Raw genomic sequence first — 18,100 nt, forward strand, 5'->3', positions numbered from 1 at the left:
TATTAAATGGACAATCAGCCTTCTATTTTAGTTATTGATGATGAACCAGATAACTTTGACGTAATTGAAGCCCTACTTTTTAACGAGGGTTATGAATTAAACTATGCTGCTAGTGGTCAACGAGTTATAGAACGCCTCAAAATTATACAACCAGATGTGATTTTATTAGATGTGATGATGCCCGATGTAGACGGGATCGAAGTCTGTAAACACATCAAATCCCATACCCAATGGCAGTATATTCCCATCATTATGGTGACAGCCTTGACCGCAAAGGAAGATATGGTCAGATGTATGGACGCAGGTGCAGATGACTTTATCAGTAAACCAGTCAATGGTCTGGAGTTGCGTGCCAGGGTCAACTCTATGCTACGCATCAAGCGTCAGCATGACGACTTACAAGCATTGCTAAATCTTCGAGAAGACATGGTGAAGATGATCCTGCATGATATGCGTAATCCCCTGACCTCGATTTTACTAGCTACCGAAATTCTCAAGTTACCGAATTTTCCCCCAGAGAGACAGAAAACCAAAGTTGAGCAGATTGTCAATTCCGTACAACAACTGCAAGCCTTGATTGATGACTTAATGATCATGGCGAAACTAGAGTCTGGAAAGATGGTACTAAATTATACTAATGTTGATTTAGTGAGTTTATGTTTATCAGCATTAAATAGTTTTGAAGCGATCGCCACTCAAAAAAATCTCCAATTGATTAGCAACTTTCCCCAACCCCATATTCATCTGAATTTAGATGCGTTGATATTTCGTAGAGTCATAGATAACCTATTATCCAACGCCGTCAAATTTTCTCCGAAAAACTCTCAAGTTATCTTACAGACTAATGATTGTAGACCAGAAAGCGTCATGATTCAGATTGCTGATTCTGGTGTAGGAATCAGCGACGAAGCTAAACAGATTATCTTTGAAAAATACGAAGTGGGAACACTCATGCCAGAAGTGTCTCAATTAGGTTTAGGATTAGCATTTTGCAAAATGGCCATTGAAGCCCACGGCGGTACAATCACAGTCAAAAACAATCAACCCAGGGGGTCAGTATTTACGGTTTTTTTACCAGGGTGAGTGATGAGTGCTGAGTGATGAGTGTTGAGTGCTGAGTGATGAGTGCTGAGTGATGAGTGCTGACTAATGACTAATGACTAATGACTTTTTTCCCGATTAATCCAAATCCCTCTTAACCCAGCCGCTTTTGCTCCTTGATAATCTTCTACAATACTGTCGCCAATATGCCACGCTAATGCAGGGGAACAATCATGTTTTTCTAATGCAGCCACAAAAATTTTGAAATGGGGTTTGGCTGCGCCTACTTGAGTGGAAATCGTCACAGACTGGAAAAAGTGACTCAAATCTAACGCTTGTAAGACTGAATAAATCCGAGAATCAAAGTTAGACAACACGCCTAATTCAATTCCCAAATGTTTCCAGTTACTCAGGGATTGCACAACATCAGGGTAGACAAACCAGGGTTCGGCTGTACCAAAGTGAATGTACAGTTCGCTAAAAAAACTAGAAAAGTCAGCAAATTGATTGATAATACCAGCACTTTCAAAAGTTCTTACCGCGATCGCCCGCCACCATTCAAATTCTTTTTGGGGAATATCTTCTAATTCCGTGTCAGGAAAGATTGGTGGTGGTGAAGCTTTAAAACTCTGCACAAAGGCTTGATCTAAAACTTCTGGGGAAGCCTCCACACCAAATTCTAGTGCCAACTGACTATAAATTTTACCGACGCTGCCTTTAACACCAAACAGTGTACCCACCGCATCTAAAAAAATAACTTTGGGTCTTTCCATTAAACTTGCTAACAATAGATTTTAATTTGATTAGGAGCAATTGCTGAGTCAATAGTCAATAGTCAACAGTCAACACTTCTAATCATTCGTCACAGCAGAAATTGTTTCTATAATAGGACGAACTAACCAATTAAAACCTACTTTGAGCTGATGATCAAATGTGGGCATTCTATACAAATAAGCCAAACGACGCGCAACATAGGCTAGAGAACCCTCTAGTTTGATTCCTAAACCTGTTAAAGTAGCGTTGTCTTTCCCTAGTGCCATCATTTCCCCTAACTGTTGATAGCGGAATGGTAGAAGGGGGCGTTGTGTCAAAGAAGCCCAGATGTTCCACCCTACGTAGTCTGCTTGTTGAAAAGCAGCTTGGGCTGTAGCGGGGATTTGTTGACCATTTGCATCTAGACAGTCGGCTAAGTCTCCCAAAGCAAAAATTTCTGGATGGTCAAGAACTTGTAAGGTTGTATCGGTGGAGATTTGACCACGCTGGTTTTGTTTTAAAGGTAGGTTTCTAACGACGGGTGCGACTTTTGTTCCCACAGTCCAAATCGCTAAATCGTAAGGGATGGTATCTACTTGATTTTTGTATTCCAGGGAGAGGCTATCTTGGGTAATAGATTCAACCTTGGTTTCTAAGTCGATAAATACACCCCGCGCTTCTAAAGCTTTTTTGGCGGCTTCGCGGTTAAATTCTGGGGAAGTTCTTAAAATTTGGTCGCTAATTTCAATTAAGCGGAAACGGCCTCTTTCTTTGAGTCTATCTGCTAATTTACAAGCTAATTCCACCCCACTGTAACCGCCTCCAACAATAGCAACACGAATTTTCTCCGCATCGGATTCTTCTAAAATTCGCAGTTGTTCTTCTAGGCGATAAACATCATTGACGGTGCGAAAGGGGTAAGCATAGGATGTTGCACCTGGAACTAAATCTAGGGGTGTTTCTCCACCTAAAGCTAATACTAGGCGATCATAGGGAATTTCTGGGCCGTTTTGTAGGTGTACTCGTTTTTGGTCAATGTCAATACCAGAAGCCACAGCTTGATAAAAGCGCACCCCTGTACCTTCTAATAGTTCTGTAAAAGGAGGGGCGATTTCCCAAGTTTGTAGTTCTCCGGTGAGTAACTCGTACAATAAGGGGGAAAATAAGAAGCGATCGCTTTGGTCTACCAAGACAATTTCGGGCTTTTGCTGAGATTCCCAAGGTAATTGACTTAAACGCAAAGCTGTGTAGAGACCACCAAAGCCTCCACCAAGGATAACAATTCTCACATTCTGTTCAGTCATGTTTCTACAGGATATCCATCCCAGACAGGCAACTAACTCTCAGTGTAATGATTTATTGCGGTGTTGTGACCATTCCAGCGAAATCTTGTTGCAATGGGGTGTAGGGGTATAGGGTTATAGGATTGTCAGGAAAGATAAATTTTTTTACTACTTTTAGGGAGTAGCGATCGCCTGTTTTAATTAATTCTAGAAAAGACGATAACTAACACCAAAACTATTCTTGAATTATATCTCCCACCTTGAAGGTTTTTCCTGCCACTGTTACTTGATCTTCTGATACTAATTTTCGTCCCCGCCGGGTTTCAATTGCACCATTCACTTGCACATTCCCATCATTAATCATAAGTTTGGCTTGACCACCAGTCGGGGCTATACCTAGATATTTCAGAAATTGGTCGAGTTTAATCATTTGTACAAGAGTGAAATTGTCAATAATAGACCTCTTGCAACAGTCATGATTTTAGCGTCTTTCTTTGCGTCTTTGCGCCTTTGCGTGAGACAAAAAAAGATTTATGCAAGAAGTCTAATGATCAATTTAACCCAAAACAGACGGTTCATAGAAACTACAAACCGCCTTAATTTTAACTAAATTGCGAATTAACTGAACTAATTACCACCAGAAACCACAGATTTGTTGTGTATTGCTGGATCTTCGGGTTTTCTGTGCCATGTGCGATCGCTACCTTGTTCATATTCATTTCTCACACTATTCCACGCCACATTGGTAGCACCATCTTCACTCATACCATCTCTTTGAGCTGCATTAAATCCCGCCACAAAAATTTGTTGGGCGTGTTCTGGTAATTGTTCTCTAATTTCTTGTGGTAATTCATCTCTATTTTCGTAAGGCATAAACCCACTCCGAATTATCTAACTTGGGTTTATCCTAGATATTTAATTACTCAAGTTTCCTCTTTCTGAAAGTAGAGATTGATAATTACCATACTTGGGGCATAATCAATATAAAAGCGATAATCTACAATTCGATATAACCTTGCCAATTAGCTATCATTCTCTCACTAATACCTGGAACTCTTTCTAAATCTTGTAAAGAAGTGAATTTTTGCTGTTGACGGGCTGTAATAATTTTTTGAGCTAATTTCTTGCCGACCCCTGGCAAGGTAGATAATTCTTCTAGACTAGCTGTATTAATATTAATGGGTTTAATAGTTTTCTCTGAACTATTAGGAGCAGAGATTTGTGGGCATTGCTTTTGTTCAGCTTGAATTTTAGCTTGAATATTTTCCGGTACACCAACTTTCGCCTTAGCATAAAGCCGATTAAACTCACGCACATAATGAGCAGCGATATTCTGATTCTCAATAATAATTAAAGTCTCATCATTAGCTTCATTCGCCGCATCTGACCAATTATGAGAACCTGTAATTACCGTTTTTTGGTCAACCACTGCAAATTTATGATGTAATAAATCGCCTTTGGGTAATGTAGGAACACCAACAGTAGTTAGAGGATTCTGCCAAGGTTTATTATCCAACTCATATTTACATTTATTACTTAAAGCTACGCCCATCATGTCTAAGGCTTCGCTATAAGGACGATAGGCAAATTGCTTGTCAATCAGTGCGCGAATAGCTACATTTTGCTGATGACGAATTTCTAAAATATTGGCAAGTCGCTGTTCAGAAAATACAAACAGAGCCATATCTACAGATTGAGTAGATGAATTTAAAGTTTTACCAATGAGTCCATTACTGGTATTACTCCAAGGTTGGGTAGGTGATGTAGGTGAAAAATGCACAGTGATTTTATTATCACCTAATGTAATCGTTTTTGGAGGACGCACAGGTTTATTTAAACCAAATTTACTATCGGGTTTACCACCAACCCCATCACCCCACATCAGATTAAATTCTTCTGTGAATAAATTGGCTAACTCTCGACTATCAATCAGTAAAAAGTTATTAGGATTTCCTAAACTGGTGGCATTAGTAACATCGCCATGAACATCACTTAAGGTAAAATTAGCGGAGGTAACAATTACAGTGCGATTATCTACAATAATAAACTTATGGTGCATCAAATTACTACCTGCTGAACCATCTGCTCGATCATCGATTACAGGGATTTTGGCAGTTTGTAAAATGATTAACGCATCCCTTTGATTAATTTCTTCTGAGCTGAGTTGATTATCTTGATTTTGGTCTACAAATTTAAAATATTCTTGATATCTATCTTTTTCTCTTGGCGGTAATTTCTTCACTTCCGCATCTGTAAAACTACTCCAAGGACGACTGTAGTTATTTTCTAAGATAACCCTAACTTGAACACCTGCTTTTTGTTTATCACTTAAAGCCTTGGCAATTCCTGGTAAACGTAACTCTTGGACTGCAATATCTATAGTAGATTTAGCTTGAGAAATTGTCTCAATAATTTGCTGTTCTAAATTATCTCCTCGTCGAGTTTGCTGGCGGTAAGGTTCGCGATATTCACTAGACTCAGACTGATTAAAGTAAACTTTCACAAAGGGGTCTTGTGGCAAAGCAGGAAGGCGCGTATTTTGGGATTGGACTTTTTGACAACCTGCGATCGCCAACAGTAAAAATAAGACTAAAGATTTCTGCAATTTCAGTAAAATCTGCACGGTGATCTGCTAAAAGTAAATTGGGCATGAACACATTTATCATTCCCAAAACTATCTATGCCACATTAATTAGACAAATAGCTGTATCAGCATTAGCAAAAATTCAGCGAGTGACTGTCTAATCATGCTGATTTGCAAATGATGCGCCCATTTACTCTTATATCCTGCCCATATAGACAGCCCGTTGTTTAAATCATCCAATGATATGCAAATATATCTAGATTACAGTGCTACTACCCCCACTCGCCAAGAAGCGATCGCCGCGATGCAAGCCGTACTCACCCAACAATGGGGAAATCCTTCTAGCTTGCATGAGTGGGGACAACGGGCAGCTATGATTTTAGAACAAGCTAGGGTGCAAGTAGCGAGCCTAATTAATGCCCCTAATTCCGATACGATTGTGTTTACTTCTGGGGGTACGGAAGCTAATAATTTAGTGATTATGGGTGTGGCGAGGTTGTCCTTAGTTCCCCAACACATCATCATTTCTAGTGTGGAACATTCAGCCATTACAGAACCCGCCAATTTACTAGAAAAGTGGGGTTGGGAAGTTACCCGTTTGGGAGTAGATAGTAAAGGTAGAGTCAACCCCCAAGACTTAAAAGCTGCATTGCAACACAATACAGTTTTAGTATCGGTAATTTACGGACAAAGTGAAATCGGTACAGTCCAACCCATCGCAGAATTATGCCAAATAGCGCGACAACACGGAGCTTTATTCCACACCGATGCAGTACAAGCCGCCGGACGTTTACCGATAGATGTACAACAATTACCTGTAGATTTACTGAGTTTATCCAGTCATAAGTTATATGGGACGCAAGGTGCAGGGGCTTTATATATTCGTCCTGGTGTAGAATTGATACCCTTACTTGGTGGCGGTGGACAGGAGAGGGGTTTACGTTCAGGAACACAAGCGTTACCCGCCATTGCGGGGTTTGGAGTCGCCGCCGAACTCGCAGCTAAAGAACTAGCCACAGAAACACCACGTTTAATTAAATTACGCGATCGCCTATTTTCTTTGCTAGCTGATGTTCCTGGTTTAATTCCCACCGGTGATTTAGAACATCGTTTACCCCACCACGTTAGTTTCTGTCTAGAATCCGCCGACGGTGAAAAACTCAGTGGTAAAACCATAGTCCGTCAACTCAATCTAGCTGGTATTGGTATTAGTGCAGGTTCAGCTTGTCACAGTGGTAAACTTAGCCCCAGTCCCATACTTTTAGCTATGGGTTATCACCAAAATGCCGCTTTCGGAGGAATTCGCCTCACCCTGGGACGCGATACCACAGCAGCCGATATTGATTGGACAGCGATGGTATTAAAGCAAGTGTTGCAGAGGTTGAATTTAAATTTATCTTTAGTTCAGCGTTAAATGAAATCTTCATAATAATGAAAAGAAAGATAAATTTAAGCAGTTTCCAACCTGGACAAATAATTTTGGGAAAAATTATTAAGCTAGAACCCACAGGGATTATAGTTGATTTCGATGCTGATCAACCGGCTTATATCACACTACAAGAATTATCCTTTTCTAAGATTCAAAGTCCAGAAGAGGCTGTGCAACTGAATGAAATTCGAGAGTTTTTGGTTGTCAGAAATTATGATGGTAAGAATGATATATTTTTTTCACACTGTACTCCAGAGACGCTGCAAGAAAGCGATCGCTTGCATGAGACAGTATTGACTATAGTTACTAATAAATGTGGTCATCCCATAACTAAAGAAGACCTTCTGATTGATACTAAAATTCTTGCTGTTCATGGAGGTGGAGTATCAATCAGAATTCAGTGGTTTTTATATTCTCAAGAACGTCCACCAACAGTGTTTTTTTCAATTCTCCAAATAGAGAAACAAAAAGCATGGCAACGTTTACGGCAACTACAAGCTGATGAGGTGACATTATATCCAAAAATATTGAAAACAAATAGTAGAGGTGCAATAGTGAAAGTTGAGGGTGTTTATGGTACTGTTATAACTTATTTAGATAAGCAAAAAAGGGAACTGGTCGTAGAACAAGAAATTCCCCTCAAAATTTTAGAAATCAAGGAAGATTTTGATCGATTATTATTGATACATCATTCTACTTTCGTCAGATTCAGGCAATTGGAAGTCGGTCAGGTTGTCACTGGAACTGTAGAGAAGATAAGACACTATGGAGTGTGGGTTGATATTGAAAATCTCCTTGCTTTTTTACCCAAATCTGAAATTCATCCTTCATTTTTTAACTATCCTGACCAAGCTCTCCGGGTTGGTGATAATGTGCAAGTAATGATTATTGAATTAGATAGTGATAATTTTAGAGTTAAACTAGGCAGAACTAGCAATTGCCCAAACATTAGCTTACGTGCCTAGTCATCTCAATCCAGAACAACCTTGATCTGGCATGATTAGCAACTGTAGCAGCTTTTGATTTATCAAACATTTTGGTAAACAAATGCGATCGCAATACCTCAATAATTTATCTGGAGTTTCAAAAATCCTCCAGCATTTAGGTAAAATGATTGCAGATACTTGAGTTATCACAATTAGTTTTTCAGACTCCAACAAACGCCACATTATCTGTGATGAAAATATCTGCCAAATTGAAAAGCCTAGTACGGGTTGACTAGGCTTTTCAATATGTATTGATTTCAAATTTTTAAGTTTAATCAACAAAAAGCAATTGAGAGGTTTATAACTAGGGTTGACATCGAAACTAACAAACTCAGCATTCTTTGTTTTTCCGCTTTGGGATTTGGCTTGCCTTGTTAGGGCTTGTTGCCACATGACATAAATTCTGCTGAAATTTGCTTGGGCTGTTGACAGGAGACACCTTGTCTTTTGCCCTGGGGTTTGGTTTGTTTTCTCTTGGTGTCTTGCTATCTAAGTTAGCACTCAGTTTGATGATGATCAACTAGTAGTTTACGAAAGTTGATATTTTGTAGATTTTTGCAATAACGACTTAAAACTTTGATCCCTGACTATGTTTTGTAGATATCAGGTAGGGAATAGGGAATAGGGCATTGGGCATGGGGAATAGGAAATAGAAAAGATGATTAGAGGTTGGGTTGAATTTTTCACCCAACCTCGATAAATTCTACAAAATTGGGATAGATAGTATTGTTTCGAGATTCTGGAACTTTAATCCAAAATCCAAAATCCAAAATCCAAAATTGTTATTACCAGTTCCACATCACAGAACTGTCATCAAGATGATCGGTAACAATACGACCGATCGCATCAATTTCTGATAGTTCTTCAGGGGAAAGTTTCACATCAGCAGCGAGGGCGTTATCTTTGGCTTGTTCAGGATAACGCGCGCCGGCGATCGCTTGAGTTTGGGGTTGGGCAATTAGCCAAGCTAATGCTAACTGTGCCAATGTGCAGTTATGGCTTTCTGCTATGGGGCGTAGTTTCTCTAAGGCTTGGTGGGCGCGTTCAAAGTTCTCGCCCTGGAATAGCTTGTTGCCTGTACGATTATCTTCTGGATGAAACTTATATCCAGGGGCAAATCTGCCTGTTAATAATCCTTGGGCTAAGGGTGAGTACGCCAAGATAGAAATATGATTGTCTCTGCAATAAGGCATAGCATCTTTTTCCACTTGCCGCCAAAACAATGAGTATGGCGGTTGTAAGCTATCAATGCGGCCATATTGGGAGGCTTCTGCTAATTGAGTGCGAGAAAAGTTAGAAACGCCAATGGCGCGAATTTTACCCTGTGCTTGCAAGTCATTGAGGGCGCGCATGGTTTCTGCAATAGGAACGATTTCGGTATTGAAAGAACCACTCGGCCAGTGAATTTGGTAAAGGTCGATATAATCAGTTTTGAGGTTTTTCAGGGAGCGATCGCAAGCTGCAATTACTTGATCATACTGGAGATGATTAGCAAACACCTTGGTTGCATACTCGACTTGCTCACGCACATCAGATAAAGCTTCAGCTACAATCCTCTCAGAATGTCCTTCCCCGTAAACTTCGGCTGTATCTATAGTCGTGATTCCAGCTTCAAAGGCGGCGCGGATAGTTTTAATGGAGTCTGCATCTTCAATTCCTACCCACCATTTTTTCCCGGCTTGCCAAGTTCCCATGAGGATGGGTGTAATTTCTACGTCAGATTTACCTAGTCTACGTTTTTCCATAAAGGTTCTCTCAATTCATATCCCTGGATAGTTTTATACTTTAACGGTCTACACTCAAAATAAAATCAGAGTTACAGTAGATGCTGATGGAATTAGTTCAAACGGTACATACTCTTAAAGAGTGGGCGATCGCCATTCAAGCTTTAGAAGCGGGTAAAACTATTATGTTGTTGCGAAAAGGCGGGATTCGGGAACAACAAGGGCGGTTTCAGGTGACGCATCCACAGGTTTTACTCTACCCTACATTTGAACATCAGCAACCTTTACTACTTAAGGCAGAATATACACATCTTGTCCAGCCAGTAGCTTCAGGATGGCATCCAGAAACGGTGAGAATCGGTAGTTGGGCAGAAATTACGGATATTTTTCCTGTGATGGATGAGTTAATCGTCAGTCGGTTATTACCTTTCCATATCTGGAATGAACATTTTATTCGCGATCGCCTTAAGTGGAAATCCCAGCAGCCATTATTTATCCTCTTGCTACGCACTTTCAAACTTGCTCAAGTGCAGGCAATTCCCTATCGTTTAGAATATGGTGGTTGCAAGTCTTGGATAGATATCACACAACCTATTGATTTGCAAAGGTCTGAACCTGTTTTATCTGACTCAGATTACCAATATCTGAGGGCAGAAATTTGGACAATGATTAGCAATAAGACTGATTAAATCCCGTGTCTATACAGGAATCAATCTTGCAATTAATCATCTGCATTTCGTAACAAAAATTAAAATGTTGCTGAAATAGTAACCCTCGATACATACACCTTTGGTAGTCGCGGATAACATTAAACAAATCTTAGTCTTACATTAAGATTGAGGCACAAACATTTGAACAATCTGTCTATCTACATATCTTCTAATGAGTCAGTTCAAGCCCGCACAATTATTTAAGTAATTGTACGATTTTGAATTGTAGGTAAGTTGACTACCCTGGGAAGATTCTAAACTATCCCGCAAGGGTGAAGAAGCATTGACAAGAAAACGCCAATATGCAATAAAGGCAAAAAGCAAAGGAGTTTCCCTATGTCTCAACAAATGTGTTGGATATCGAAAAGTAGCGGTGACGATGACAAAATTTTATATTTGCAAGAAGCACCGGGAAAACCTTGGCGACCCTACACAGCTTTCCCGAAATACTCAGTTCCAGATTATCCCATTCCTCGCGGCTCTAAAGGCTGGGCTACCTATCAAAAACTCCGTAAAGCGGGGTGGACATTAGTACCTAGCGCACGCGCCAATGAATTTGGCGGTAGTGTTTATGCAGAGTCTTCCTATACTCAACAGTAAATAGTCAATAGTTGTTAGTTAGACAGTAGTTGTGCTATTTTTCTTGTCTTTCTGGAGACTGAGATTTAAAAACCTCTAGGAGAGCCTTCACCGCGAGGATCGGCTGCACCTTCTAGATGATTGTCAACAGTAACAGCGATCGCGTTAACATTTCCCCAAGGCTGACTTTCTCTTATATTGTGTCCTCGACGACGTAACTCTTGCAGAGTCATTGCATCTAAACCCCAAGTTTCTACTCGCAACTCATCAGGAAACCACTGGTGATGTATGCGCGGAACAGATATTGCTGCACCAACGTCCATATTGTATTCCAGCACATTCAGCACTACTTGCAAGACCTGAGTGATAATTGTGCTACCACCAGGCGCACCTACTACCATCCGCAGACGGCCGTTTTCGCTGATCATTGTCGGTGTCATGCTAGAGAGGGGAGTTTTGCGCGGTGCGATAGCGTTGGCTTCGTTACCCAATAATCCAAAAGCGTTTGGTATTCCTGGTGCAGCGACAAAATCATCCATTTCATTATTCAAGACAATACCAGTTCCCGATGCCACTACTCCAGCACCATAACCGTGGTTGACGGTGAATGTCAGACTTACAGCATTGCGTTCTGTGTCCACAACATTTAGATGACTCGTTTCGGGAGACTCATAACGAGTTGCTAGTTGCAGTTTGCGATTGAGGGGAATCTGAACTTGGGGGAGATTTTTCAGGAGAATTGGTTTGATTTGGGTGGCAGGGATAGCTTTATCGGGATTAATCTCACTCCGGCGTTGTCTAGCGTAATTGTCACTCAGTAATGCTTGCACAGGAACTTTGACGAAATCAGGATCACCTAAATATTGTGCGCGATCGCCATAGGTAATTTTCATTGTTTCTGTCATCAGGTGTAAAGCATTGGGATGATGCCAACCCCAGGATTTTAAATCTGCATCACCGATGATGTTTAACATCTGCAATAACAATACACCACCGGAAGAAGGCGGCGGCATAGAACAGACTTGAAATTGGCGGAATTTTCCACATACAGGAGTCCGCCAGATTGGTTTATAGGCTTTGAGGTCGGCTAAAGTAATTAAACCGCCATTTTTCGCCATATCATTAGCGATCGCACGGGCGATATCACCAGTATAAAAACTTTGGGGATTTTGCGCGATCGTTGTTAAAGTGCGTGCTAAATCTCTTTGGATTAATCTTTCCCCTGGTTGATAAAATTCGCCGTTGCGGGTAAAAATTGTCCTGGCGGCTGGGTTATTTAAAATTACTTGCAGACGATTAGTATAGACTGAAGCGGAACGCCAAGTAGGCTGATGACTGAGAGTAAAACCATCTTCAGCTAGAGCGATCGCAGGTTTTAAAACTTCCTTCCAGGGCAGCTTACCATAACGACGGTGAACTTCATACATTCCCGCCACTGTACCTGGTGTCGCCACCGCTAAATAACCATTCACACTGGCATTGGGACGCACCTTTCCATCTGCATCTAAGTACATATTTTTTGTAGCCTTGAGGGGTGCGCGTTCCCGAAAATCTAAAGCTTTGATTTCGCCAGTTTTTTCATTACGCAACAATAAAAAGCCACCCCCACCAATTCCGGCAGAAAATGGCTCAACTACAGATATAGCAAAAGTCGTGGCCACTGCTGCATCAACGGCGTTACCACCTTGGCGTAACATCAAAAGTCCCGCCTCACTCGCCAAGGGATGGGCAGATACTACCATTGCTTTTTTGCTGCGTAAAGGTAAGGTGATGCTGGCTGATGCTACTTCGGTGTAGCAAAGCAGGCTGAGGGAAAATATGGTAAATGCAAGCTGCTTGGTTTGAGCAAGAATAGGCATTTTTTTATGTTGATTACTATTGTTTAGACTACAACCTGGGACGGCATTTGACATTTCTGGAGAATAGTTTAGTATAATTGTTAGGACAATTGCCGTACAAAATCTCAATAATTGAGTAAAAGCTATCATGGCTGACACAAAGGCTAGAAGCCGTCACAAAAATTCAACAAGCTCCAAAGTTGAACGTCTCGAAGCACGTATCAGTAAAGAGCAAAAAGAATTATTCCAGCGTGCGGCTGATATTCAGGGTCGAACACTCACAGATTTTGTGATTAGCAGCGTTCTCAAGGCTGCTAATGAGGTTATTCAAGAACATGAAATGATGGTTTTAAGCAGACAAGACCAAGAGGTTTTTGTAGAAGCACTACTAAATCCACCAGTACCAAGTGAAAAACTGCGTGCTGCTGCTCAACGCTATAAACAAAACATGGGTGTGTAAGTGGCTTTATCTGATGATGATTATTTCATAGAGCCGCTAGGGAAGCACGACCGGGCGGCTTTTTGTTGTGGTGTTGAAGAACTAGACTGTTATTTAAAACAACAAGCCGGACAAGATGCTCGTAAGCGAGTGGCTGCTTCTTTTGTGTTAGTTGAAAAAAGTTCTGGTAGTATCGCTGGTTATTACACACTTTCAGCCACAAGTATTAAACTGGGAGAATTACCCACAGAAATAAGTAAGAAATTGCCAAAATATCCTATAGTTCCTGCAACCCTTCTTGGTCGATTAGCTGTAAATCAAAAGCATCGCCAAAAAGGATTAGGAGAAATGCTATTAATGGATGCACTTTATCGCAGCCTCAACAGCGAGATTGCCACAACTGCTGTAATAGTTGAGGCCAAAGATGATGATGCTCGTTCTTTTTATGAGCATTATAATTTTATGAGTTTTCCTACTTTCTCTCATAGAATGTTTCTGATGATGGAAACTATCGCTAAAATGTTTGCGTAATTCCCAATTCACTACGCCATTGAGTTAAGGGTTTTTCCCAATTATCTTCCCATTTTTGTGCCATCAAGGGTTTTGCTTTGAGTCCCATTTCCCAACCGAGATAGATGTATTGCATAATAGCTGCTAATTCTGGGGTATTATTCAAGAAGTTAATAATACCAGCAGTCATAATAGCGATCGCAATGGGCGATTTCATCTGTGCTAGCTGAAAAGCTTGTAGTCCTAGTTCCCCTGGCGCGTCAGTCTTAAACCCGGTCACAATATGATGGATATCGTGGGTTTGACTGCGGCGCAAACTGACATAACTAATATCGTCCTTGACTTCTCTGGGACGATAAAATGCCGGATCAAAATTGTTTTCGCTTAGATACGCTGCAAACTGATAACCCAAGGAATCTGGCGGATAGGTGAGTAATTTGGCTAAATCTGGTACGGGGGCTAAATAACGTTCCTGAATAATGGCTGCTACTTCCGGTTGTGATTTCAGATATTCCACAGAGATGGTGCTGAGTTCTGTTTTAGCGAGAATCGCATCTAAATCATAAATTGCTGAGAACGTTGCAGGGTTTTGAGTCATTATACAAAAGCTCTGGAGTGCCTGAATTTGTTCAGCGAGGGGAATTTCTTGTTGGGTAGATAAAATCATTTCTAGTTCCCTTTTTTAGTAAAAAACATAAATCTATCAATACTGCTAAACCAGAAAAATTCTACTAGACTAGGGAATGATTACCCAGATAAATTTTGATGAAACTTAATTTTCTACCTTTAATTTTTTTTCTAGCCAACCAATTAAGGAATCTGCCAATAAAGCGATCGCGGCGGCTGGAACTGCACCTGCTAAAATTAATTGGTTATTTACAATAGCAATTCCTCGAAAAATAAATACTCCCAAACCCCCAGCCCCAATTGCAGCCGCAATAGTAGCAATCCCAATTGCAATCACCGTCGCAACTCTCACCCCTGCCAAAATTACCGCCATTGCTAAGGGAATTTCTACCTGGAATAATAATTGTCTATCGGTCATTCCCATGCCCCGCCCAGCTTCACGAATCGCAGGATCTACGCTGATAATTCCTGTATAAGTATTACGAATTATCGGCAGTAAGGAATATAAAGTTAAAGCCACAATTGCGGGAATAGCACCAACTCCACCAATTACAGGTACAGGAATCAGTAAGCCAAATAAAGCCAAACTCGGAATAGTTTGCAGAACATTTACAAAACCTAAAATTGGTTGTCGGAGTTGCTTTTTCCGGGTGATGAAAATTCCTAGAGGAATCCCCACAATAATGGCAATACTAATAGCAACACCCACCAAAAATAAATGCTCTAGCGTGTGTTGTAAAATTTCTGGGGCATACTTCACTAAAAAGAAATCTTTCATAGGCTGTCTTGCTGGGAACGCAGACATTGGAGAAAAGCCAAAGTTTCGGGATGTTGGGAGTGCATGAATTCATCCTTTGTACCTAACACTACCAATTCTCCCCCATACATTAACCCAATGCGTGATGCTAGAACAAAGGCTTCTTGAATATCGTGGGTGACAAACACCACTGTTTTACCTAATTCCTGTTGCAACCGCCGAAATTCTTGTTGTAATTCTAAGCGTGTAATCGGATCAAGCGCGCCAAAAGGTTCATCCATTAATAATACCGGAGGATCGGCGGCTAAAGCTCTAGCTACGCCTACCCTTTGTCTTTGTCCCCCCGATAATTCATGGGGATAACGCCTAGCAAATTGCGCTGGATCTAGTCCTACTAAATGTAATAATTCGTATACTCTGGTTTTAATTTGTTTGGGTTTCCAACCTTCTAAAGAGGGGACTAAACCCACATTACGTTCGACGGTGAAATGGGGAAATAGACCAGTTTCTTGAATGACATAACCGATCTTACGCCGCAGTTTAATTTCATCCCATTGGGTAGTCGCTACACCATTAAATAAAACCTCACCTTGGGTGGGTGTCAATAGGCGATTAATTAATTTCATAGTGGTAGTTTTACCGCTACCACTACGCCCAAGTAATACTAATGCTTCTCCTTGATGAATCGCAAAATTGAGATTTGACACCAAAGAACGATGGTTACGACTCAGGGTAACATCACAAAATTGAATGGCAATTGAGTTAGCTTGTGGCATGACAGTGAAAAATTATGCTGCCCGTTAGCCTCAGATTCTACTCTTTTGCATACCTGAGCGTAAACCTTTTTGCTCCTTGGTGTTAATTAACTACTAGCTACAATGCCTTTGTTGCTGATTCACCAGCTTTATTTAACTGGAGTGCTATTTGCGACAACATGATACCCAAAAGGATTGCGTGTCCGATCATTCCCATAAAGTAGGAGATGATTGCTAATTCACCTTGTGGATATAAGACAACTACGGGTGCAGCTACGGAAAATAGCCACAGGAAAGTATAGTTTACAGGAGAGGCAAACAGCATACCCAAAGCTACGACTGGTAAGATAATCACACCGATCATCACACCATTAGTCAAAAATAGCCGTTGTCCGTGTTTCATCAGTAAAAGTAGCTGTGTTAAGGCTGCATAGATGAGGGTGAGACTACCGGCAAAGATGAGGGCGACTAAGGAGACAACTTTATCATCTCGATCAGCTAAAGAAACAAGGGAAAATAAACTCAAGCCCGTAATGGCAATCATGACATTAATTGCGATCGCCAACATCGCCGGACTTTTTTCACCCCAAATCAAATCTTGAACTAAATTCAGCTTTTTACCCTGTTGAGTGCCAAAATGACGATAACGCGCCCAATCTTGTAATGTGTGACGATGGGGAGTTAAGGCTGCAATTAAATACAAGCAAAAACACAAGTCCAAAAACATCAAACAAGCGATGTTTTCTCGCATGGCGTAAGTATAACTACCATCACCAAAAACTAATTGTGACCAGTTAGCAAAGCCTACAGTAATAATTGTGAAAGCTGATGTGAGCCAGTAACTCTGTTGTTTACTCAGCATGGTAGCATTGCGATCGCGGAAGCATCTTTGTAATGATTGCCAGAAAAAATAAGCTCCCACTAAATGAATAACTACCGTAAAACCAATAATTTCTACCCAACTATTTCCTATTAGGAAATTAAACCAACGCACATTAGTTAAATCCATCCTATTTGTGTCGGTTCCCAAGCTGGAAATCACATAGTATGGATTCATGAAATTCAAAATTACAAATGGGTGATTAGTCGTAGTGCTACTTGTAATTACCTGTTGAGTGATGAACAAAAATCCTAAAACTGCGCCACTTCCTAACCATGCTTGAAAGCTGCCTAACCAAGAACCAACCAAGCCAAATAACAGTGAGCCACTAAAGTAAAATAAACTGGCAGTAAGAAACAGAATATAGAAACCGCAAATCAAGCCTAAAGGGATTTGTGCATTTAAACCTAACCATAAATGAAAGGGAATCGCTAGGCCTACTCCCAAATAAACTAAGATGGGAACTCCTAACATTTTACCGAAGAGAATACTTTGGGGCGATTGCGGACTCAAGCGAATAAAGTTGAATGTATCGCGTCTTTCTTCCGTAGATAAATCGTTAATAAGTAGATAACTACCCGCCACAATAATTACAAAAATTCCCAGAATACTCAGCCAGCTAAATGTGTCTTGAAACCACACTTGCCAATTTACATCCAGATTTCCAGAATTATCTAAAAAGCATTCATTGTAAATCTCTAAATTCTCGCCTCGACAATATCTATTTGAACCGATTGGTTCACTGGGTAAAAGACCTTGAAAATAAAGGAACACCACCAACTGCGTCAAGAAGGAGGCAAACATGATGATTAATACATTGCGTTTATGCAATCGCCCTTTAATCTCTCGTAATAATTGCGGATTCCAGTCTCCGATTTGATTTATCAAGTTAGTTTGCATAGTAAAAACTCATGTGGTGTTAGGTTGATATGACTTACACAACTGGCCAATGGTTTAAGTTTATGTAGGATTCCTGCTTGATTTTTGAACAGATACGTAGTAGCGTTACAAGGCTAAAATAGTGCGAAAAATGTAGGTTGGGTTGACGTTAGGAAACCCAACATTGGTTATAGCGTTGGGTTTCGCAAAGCCTCAACCCAACCTACTATTTTTTTGGCAATATTTAAGGCTTGACACGCCACTACATATACTTATTTTTTTCTTCCAATTAAATCGGATTCCTATAGTTAGGAATATATTCCTAA

18 protein-coding genes are annotated in these 18,100 nt (G+C 40.5%); 7 read left to right on the forward strand and 11 right to left on the reverse strand.

Going from position 1 to position 18,100, the window contains the following annotated elements; all coding sequences use genetic code 11:
• Positions 1 to 6 precede the first annotated feature (6 nt).
• Positions 7 to 1,083 (forward strand): hybrid sensor histidine kinase/response regulator, encoded by a 1,077-nt coding sequence (locus ACQFX9_RS15335; RefSeq protein WP_427156784.1) that lies wholly within the window; start codon positions 7 to 9, stop codon positions 1,081 to 1,083.
• A 77-nt stretch (positions 1,084 to 1,160) separates the two neighbouring features.
• On the opposite strand, the gene ACQFX9_RS15340 is transcribed toward ACQFX9_RS15335, so the two are convergent.
• The 5 genes from ACQFX9_RS15340 to ACQFX9_RS15360 all read right to left on the reverse strand — a co-directional run bounded on the left by ACQFX9_RS15340 (position 1,161) and on the right by ACQFX9_RS15360 (position 5,694).
• A complete protein-coding gene (locus ACQFX9_RS15340; protein WP_427156785.1) occupies positions 1,161 to 1,814 on the reverse strand; it encodes an HAD-IA family hydrolase in 654 nt (217 codons plus the stop codon).
• A 78-nt stretch (positions 1,815 to 1,892) separates the two neighbouring features.
• The gene (locus ACQFX9_RS15345) at positions 1,893 to 3,098 is read right to left on the reverse strand and encodes an NAD(P)/FAD-dependent oxidoreductase (RefSeq protein WP_427156786.1); all 1,206 of its coding nucleotides are present in this window, start codon (positions 3,096 to 3,098) and stop codon (positions 1,893 to 1,895) included.
• Between the two features lie 214 nt (positions 3,099 to 3,312).
• On the reverse strand, positions 3,313 to 3,507 hold the full coding sequence (locus ACQFX9_RS15350; protein WP_427156787.1) for an RNA-binding S4 domain-containing protein: 195 nt from the start codon (positions 3,505 to 3,507) through the stop codon (positions 3,313 to 3,315).
• A gap of 197 nt (positions 3,508 to 3,704) precedes the next feature.
• Positions 3,705 to 3,950, reverse strand: coding sequence for a ChaB family protein (locus ACQFX9_RS15355; RefSeq protein ID WP_427156788.1), 246 nt, complete (start codon positions 3,948 to 3,950; stop codon positions 3,705 to 3,707).
• Positions 3,951 to 4,074: 124 nt separating this feature from the next.
• Positions 4,075 to 5,694 (reverse strand): DUF655 domain-containing protein, encoded by a 1,620-nt coding sequence (locus tag ACQFX9_RS15360; RefSeq protein ID WP_427162899.1) that lies wholly within the window; start codon positions 5,692 to 5,694, stop codon positions 4,075 to 4,077.
• A gap of 211 nt (positions 5,695 to 5,905) precedes the next feature.
• Here ACQFX9_RS15360 and ACQFX9_RS15365 point away from each other — a divergent pair, with 211 nt between their 5' ends.
• Positions 5,906 to 7,075, forward strand: a complete 1,170-nt coding sequence (locus ACQFX9_RS15365) for a cysteine desulfurase family protein (protein ID WP_427156789.1) — start codon at positions 5,906 to 5,908, stop codon at positions 7,073 to 7,075.
• A complete protein-coding gene (locus ACQFX9_RS15370; protein ID WP_427156790.1) occupies positions 7,006 to 8,055 on the forward strand; it encodes a S1 RNA-binding domain-containing protein in 1,050 nt (349 codons plus the stop codon). The genes ACQFX9_RS15365 and ACQFX9_RS15370 overlap by 70 nt, the downstream gene beginning before the upstream one ends.
• An 806-nt stretch (positions 8,056 to 8,861) precedes the next feature.
• Here the strand turns inward: ACQFX9_RS15370 and ACQFX9_RS15375 are convergent.
• Complete coding sequence (locus ACQFX9_RS15375) at positions 8,862 to 9,821, reverse strand: aldo/keto reductase (RefSeq protein ID WP_427156791.1); 960 nt, start codon at positions 9,819 to 9,821, stop codon at positions 8,862 to 8,864.
• Positions 9,822 to 9,901: 80 nt separating this feature from the next.
• On the opposite strand from ACQFX9_RS15375, the gene ACQFX9_RS15380 reads away from it, so the two are divergent.
• Together ACQFX9_RS15380 and ACQFX9_RS15385 are read left to right on the forward strand one after the other, a co-directional pair.
• Entirely contained in the window at positions 9,902 to 10,489 is a 588-nt protein-coding gene (locus ACQFX9_RS15380) for a DUF1802 family protein (RefSeq protein ID WP_427156792.1), read from the forward strand.
• A gap of 357 nt (positions 10,490 to 10,846) precedes the next feature.
• Positions 10,847 to 11,110 carry a hypothetical protein gene (locus tag ACQFX9_RS15385; protein WP_427156793.1) on the forward strand — a complete coding sequence of 88 codons (264 nt, stop codon included), beginning with the start codon at positions 10,847 to 10,849 and terminating at the stop codon, positions 11,108 to 11,110.
• 65 nt (positions 11,111 to 11,175) lie between these two features.
• Here the strand turns inward: ACQFX9_RS15385 and ggt are convergent, their stop codons facing one another.
• The gene (ggt, locus tag ACQFX9_RS15390; RefSeq protein WP_427156794.1) at positions 11,176 to 12,948 is read right to left on the reverse strand and encodes a gamma-glutamyltransferase; all 1,773 of its coding nucleotides are present in this window, start codon (positions 12,946 to 12,948) and stop codon (positions 11,176 to 11,178) included.
• 127 nt (positions 12,949 to 13,075) lie between these two features.
• On the opposite strand from ggt, the gene ACQFX9_RS15395 reads away from it, so the two are divergent.
• The gene (locus tag ACQFX9_RS15395) at positions 13,076 to 13,387 is read left to right on the forward strand and encodes a DUF1778 domain-containing protein (RefSeq protein ID WP_427156795.1); all 312 of its coding nucleotides are present in this window, start codon (positions 13,076 to 13,078) and stop codon (positions 13,385 to 13,387) included.
• A complete protein-coding gene (locus tag ACQFX9_RS15400) occupies positions 13,388 to 13,897 on the forward strand; it encodes a GNAT family N-acetyltransferase (protein WP_427156796.1) in 510 nt (169 codons plus the stop codon).
• On the opposite strand, the gene ACQFX9_RS15405 is transcribed toward ACQFX9_RS15400, so the two are convergent.
• The 4 genes from ACQFX9_RS15405 to ACQFX9_RS15420 all read right to left on the reverse strand — a co-directional run bounded on the left by ACQFX9_RS15405 (position 13,881) and on the right by ACQFX9_RS15420 (position 17,795).
• On the reverse strand, positions 13,881 to 14,543 hold the full coding sequence (locus ACQFX9_RS15405) for a Coq4 family protein (protein WP_427156797.1): 663 nt from the start codon (positions 14,541 to 14,543) through the stop codon (positions 13,881 to 13,883). The genes ACQFX9_RS15400 and ACQFX9_RS15405 overlap by 17 nt on opposite strands.
• 105 nt (positions 14,544 to 14,648) lie before the next feature.
• A complete protein-coding gene (locus tag ACQFX9_RS15410; RefSeq protein ID WP_427156799.1) occupies positions 14,649 to 15,281 on the reverse strand; it encodes an ABC transporter permease in 633 nt (210 codons plus the stop codon).
• A complete protein-coding gene (locus ACQFX9_RS15415; RefSeq protein WP_427156800.1) occupies positions 15,278 to 16,036 on the reverse strand; it encodes an ATP-binding cassette domain-containing protein in 759 nt (252 codons plus the stop codon). The genes ACQFX9_RS15410 and ACQFX9_RS15415 overlap by 4 nt, the downstream gene beginning before the upstream one ends.
• Before the next feature lie 97 nt (positions 16,037 to 16,133).
• Positions 16,134 to 17,795 (reverse strand): hypothetical protein, encoded by a 1,662-nt coding sequence (locus ACQFX9_RS15420; RefSeq protein ID WP_427156801.1) that lies wholly within the window; start codon positions 17,793 to 17,795, stop codon positions 16,134 to 16,136.
• Between the last annotated feature and the right edge of the window lie 305 nt (positions 17,796 to 18,100).

Origin of the sequence: Aliinostoc sp. HNIBRCY26 (genome assembly GCF_050235535.1) — a bacterium.
Classification (GTDB): Bacteria; Cyanobacteriota; Cyanobacteriia; order Cyanobacteriales; family Nostocaceae; genus Trichormus.

Coding starts and splice junctions, on each gene's coding strand:
- ACQFX9_RS15415 (WP_427156800.1), bottom strand. CDS start 16,036: ATGCCACAAGCTAACTCAATTGCCATTCAATTTTGTGATGTTACCCTG.
- ACQFX9_RS15385 (WP_427156793.1), top strand. CDS start 10,847: ATGTCTCAACAAATGTGTTGGATATCGAAAAGTAGCGGTGACGATGAC.
- ggt (WP_427156794.1), bottom strand. CDS start 12,948: ATGCCTATTCTTGCTCAAACCAAGCAGCTTGCATTTACCATATTTTCC.
- ACQFX9_RS15375 (WP_427156791.1), bottom strand. CDS start 9,821: ATGGAAAAACGTAGACTAGGTAAATCTGACGTAGAAATTACACCCATC.
- ACQFX9_RS15420 (WP_427156801.1), bottom strand. CDS start 17,795: ATGCAAACTAACTTGATAAATCAAATCGGAGACTGGAATCCGCAATTA.
- ACQFX9_RS15380 (WP_427156792.1), top strand. CDS start 9,902: ATGCTGATGGAATTAGTTCAAACGGTACATACTCTTAAAGAGTGGGCG.
- ACQFX9_RS15335 (WP_427156784.1), top strand. CDS start 7: ATGGACAATCAGCCTTCTATTTTAGTTATTGATGATGAACCAGATAAC.
- ACQFX9_RS15355 (WP_427156788.1), bottom strand. CDS start 3,950: ATGCCTTACGAAAATAGAGATGAATTACCACAAGAAATTAGAGAACAA.
- ACQFX9_RS15365 (WP_427156789.1), top strand. CDS start 5,906: ATGCAAATATATCTAGATTACAGTGCTACTACCCCCACTCGCCAAGAA.
- ACQFX9_RS15350 (WP_427156787.1), bottom strand. CDS start 3,507: ATGATTAAACTCGACCAATTTCTGAAATATCTAGGTATAGCCCCGACT.
- ACQFX9_RS15410 (WP_427156799.1), bottom strand. CDS start 15,281: ATGAAAGATTTCTTTTTAGTGAAGTATGCCCCAGAAATTTTACAACAC.
- ACQFX9_RS15405 (WP_427156797.1), bottom strand. CDS start 14,543: ATGATTTTATCTACCCAACAAGAAATTCCCCTCGCTGAACAAATTCAG.
- ACQFX9_RS15345 (WP_427156786.1), bottom strand. CDS start 3,098: ATGACTGAACAGAATGTGAGAATTGTTATCCTTGGTGGAGGCTTTGGT.
- ACQFX9_RS15395 (WP_427156795.1), top strand. CDS start 13,076: ATGGCTGACACAAAGGCTAGAAGCCGTCACAAAAATTCAACAAGCTCC.
- ACQFX9_RS15340 (WP_427156785.1), bottom strand. CDS start 1,814: ATGGAAAGACCCAAAGTTATTTTTTTAGATGCGGTGGGTACACTGTTT.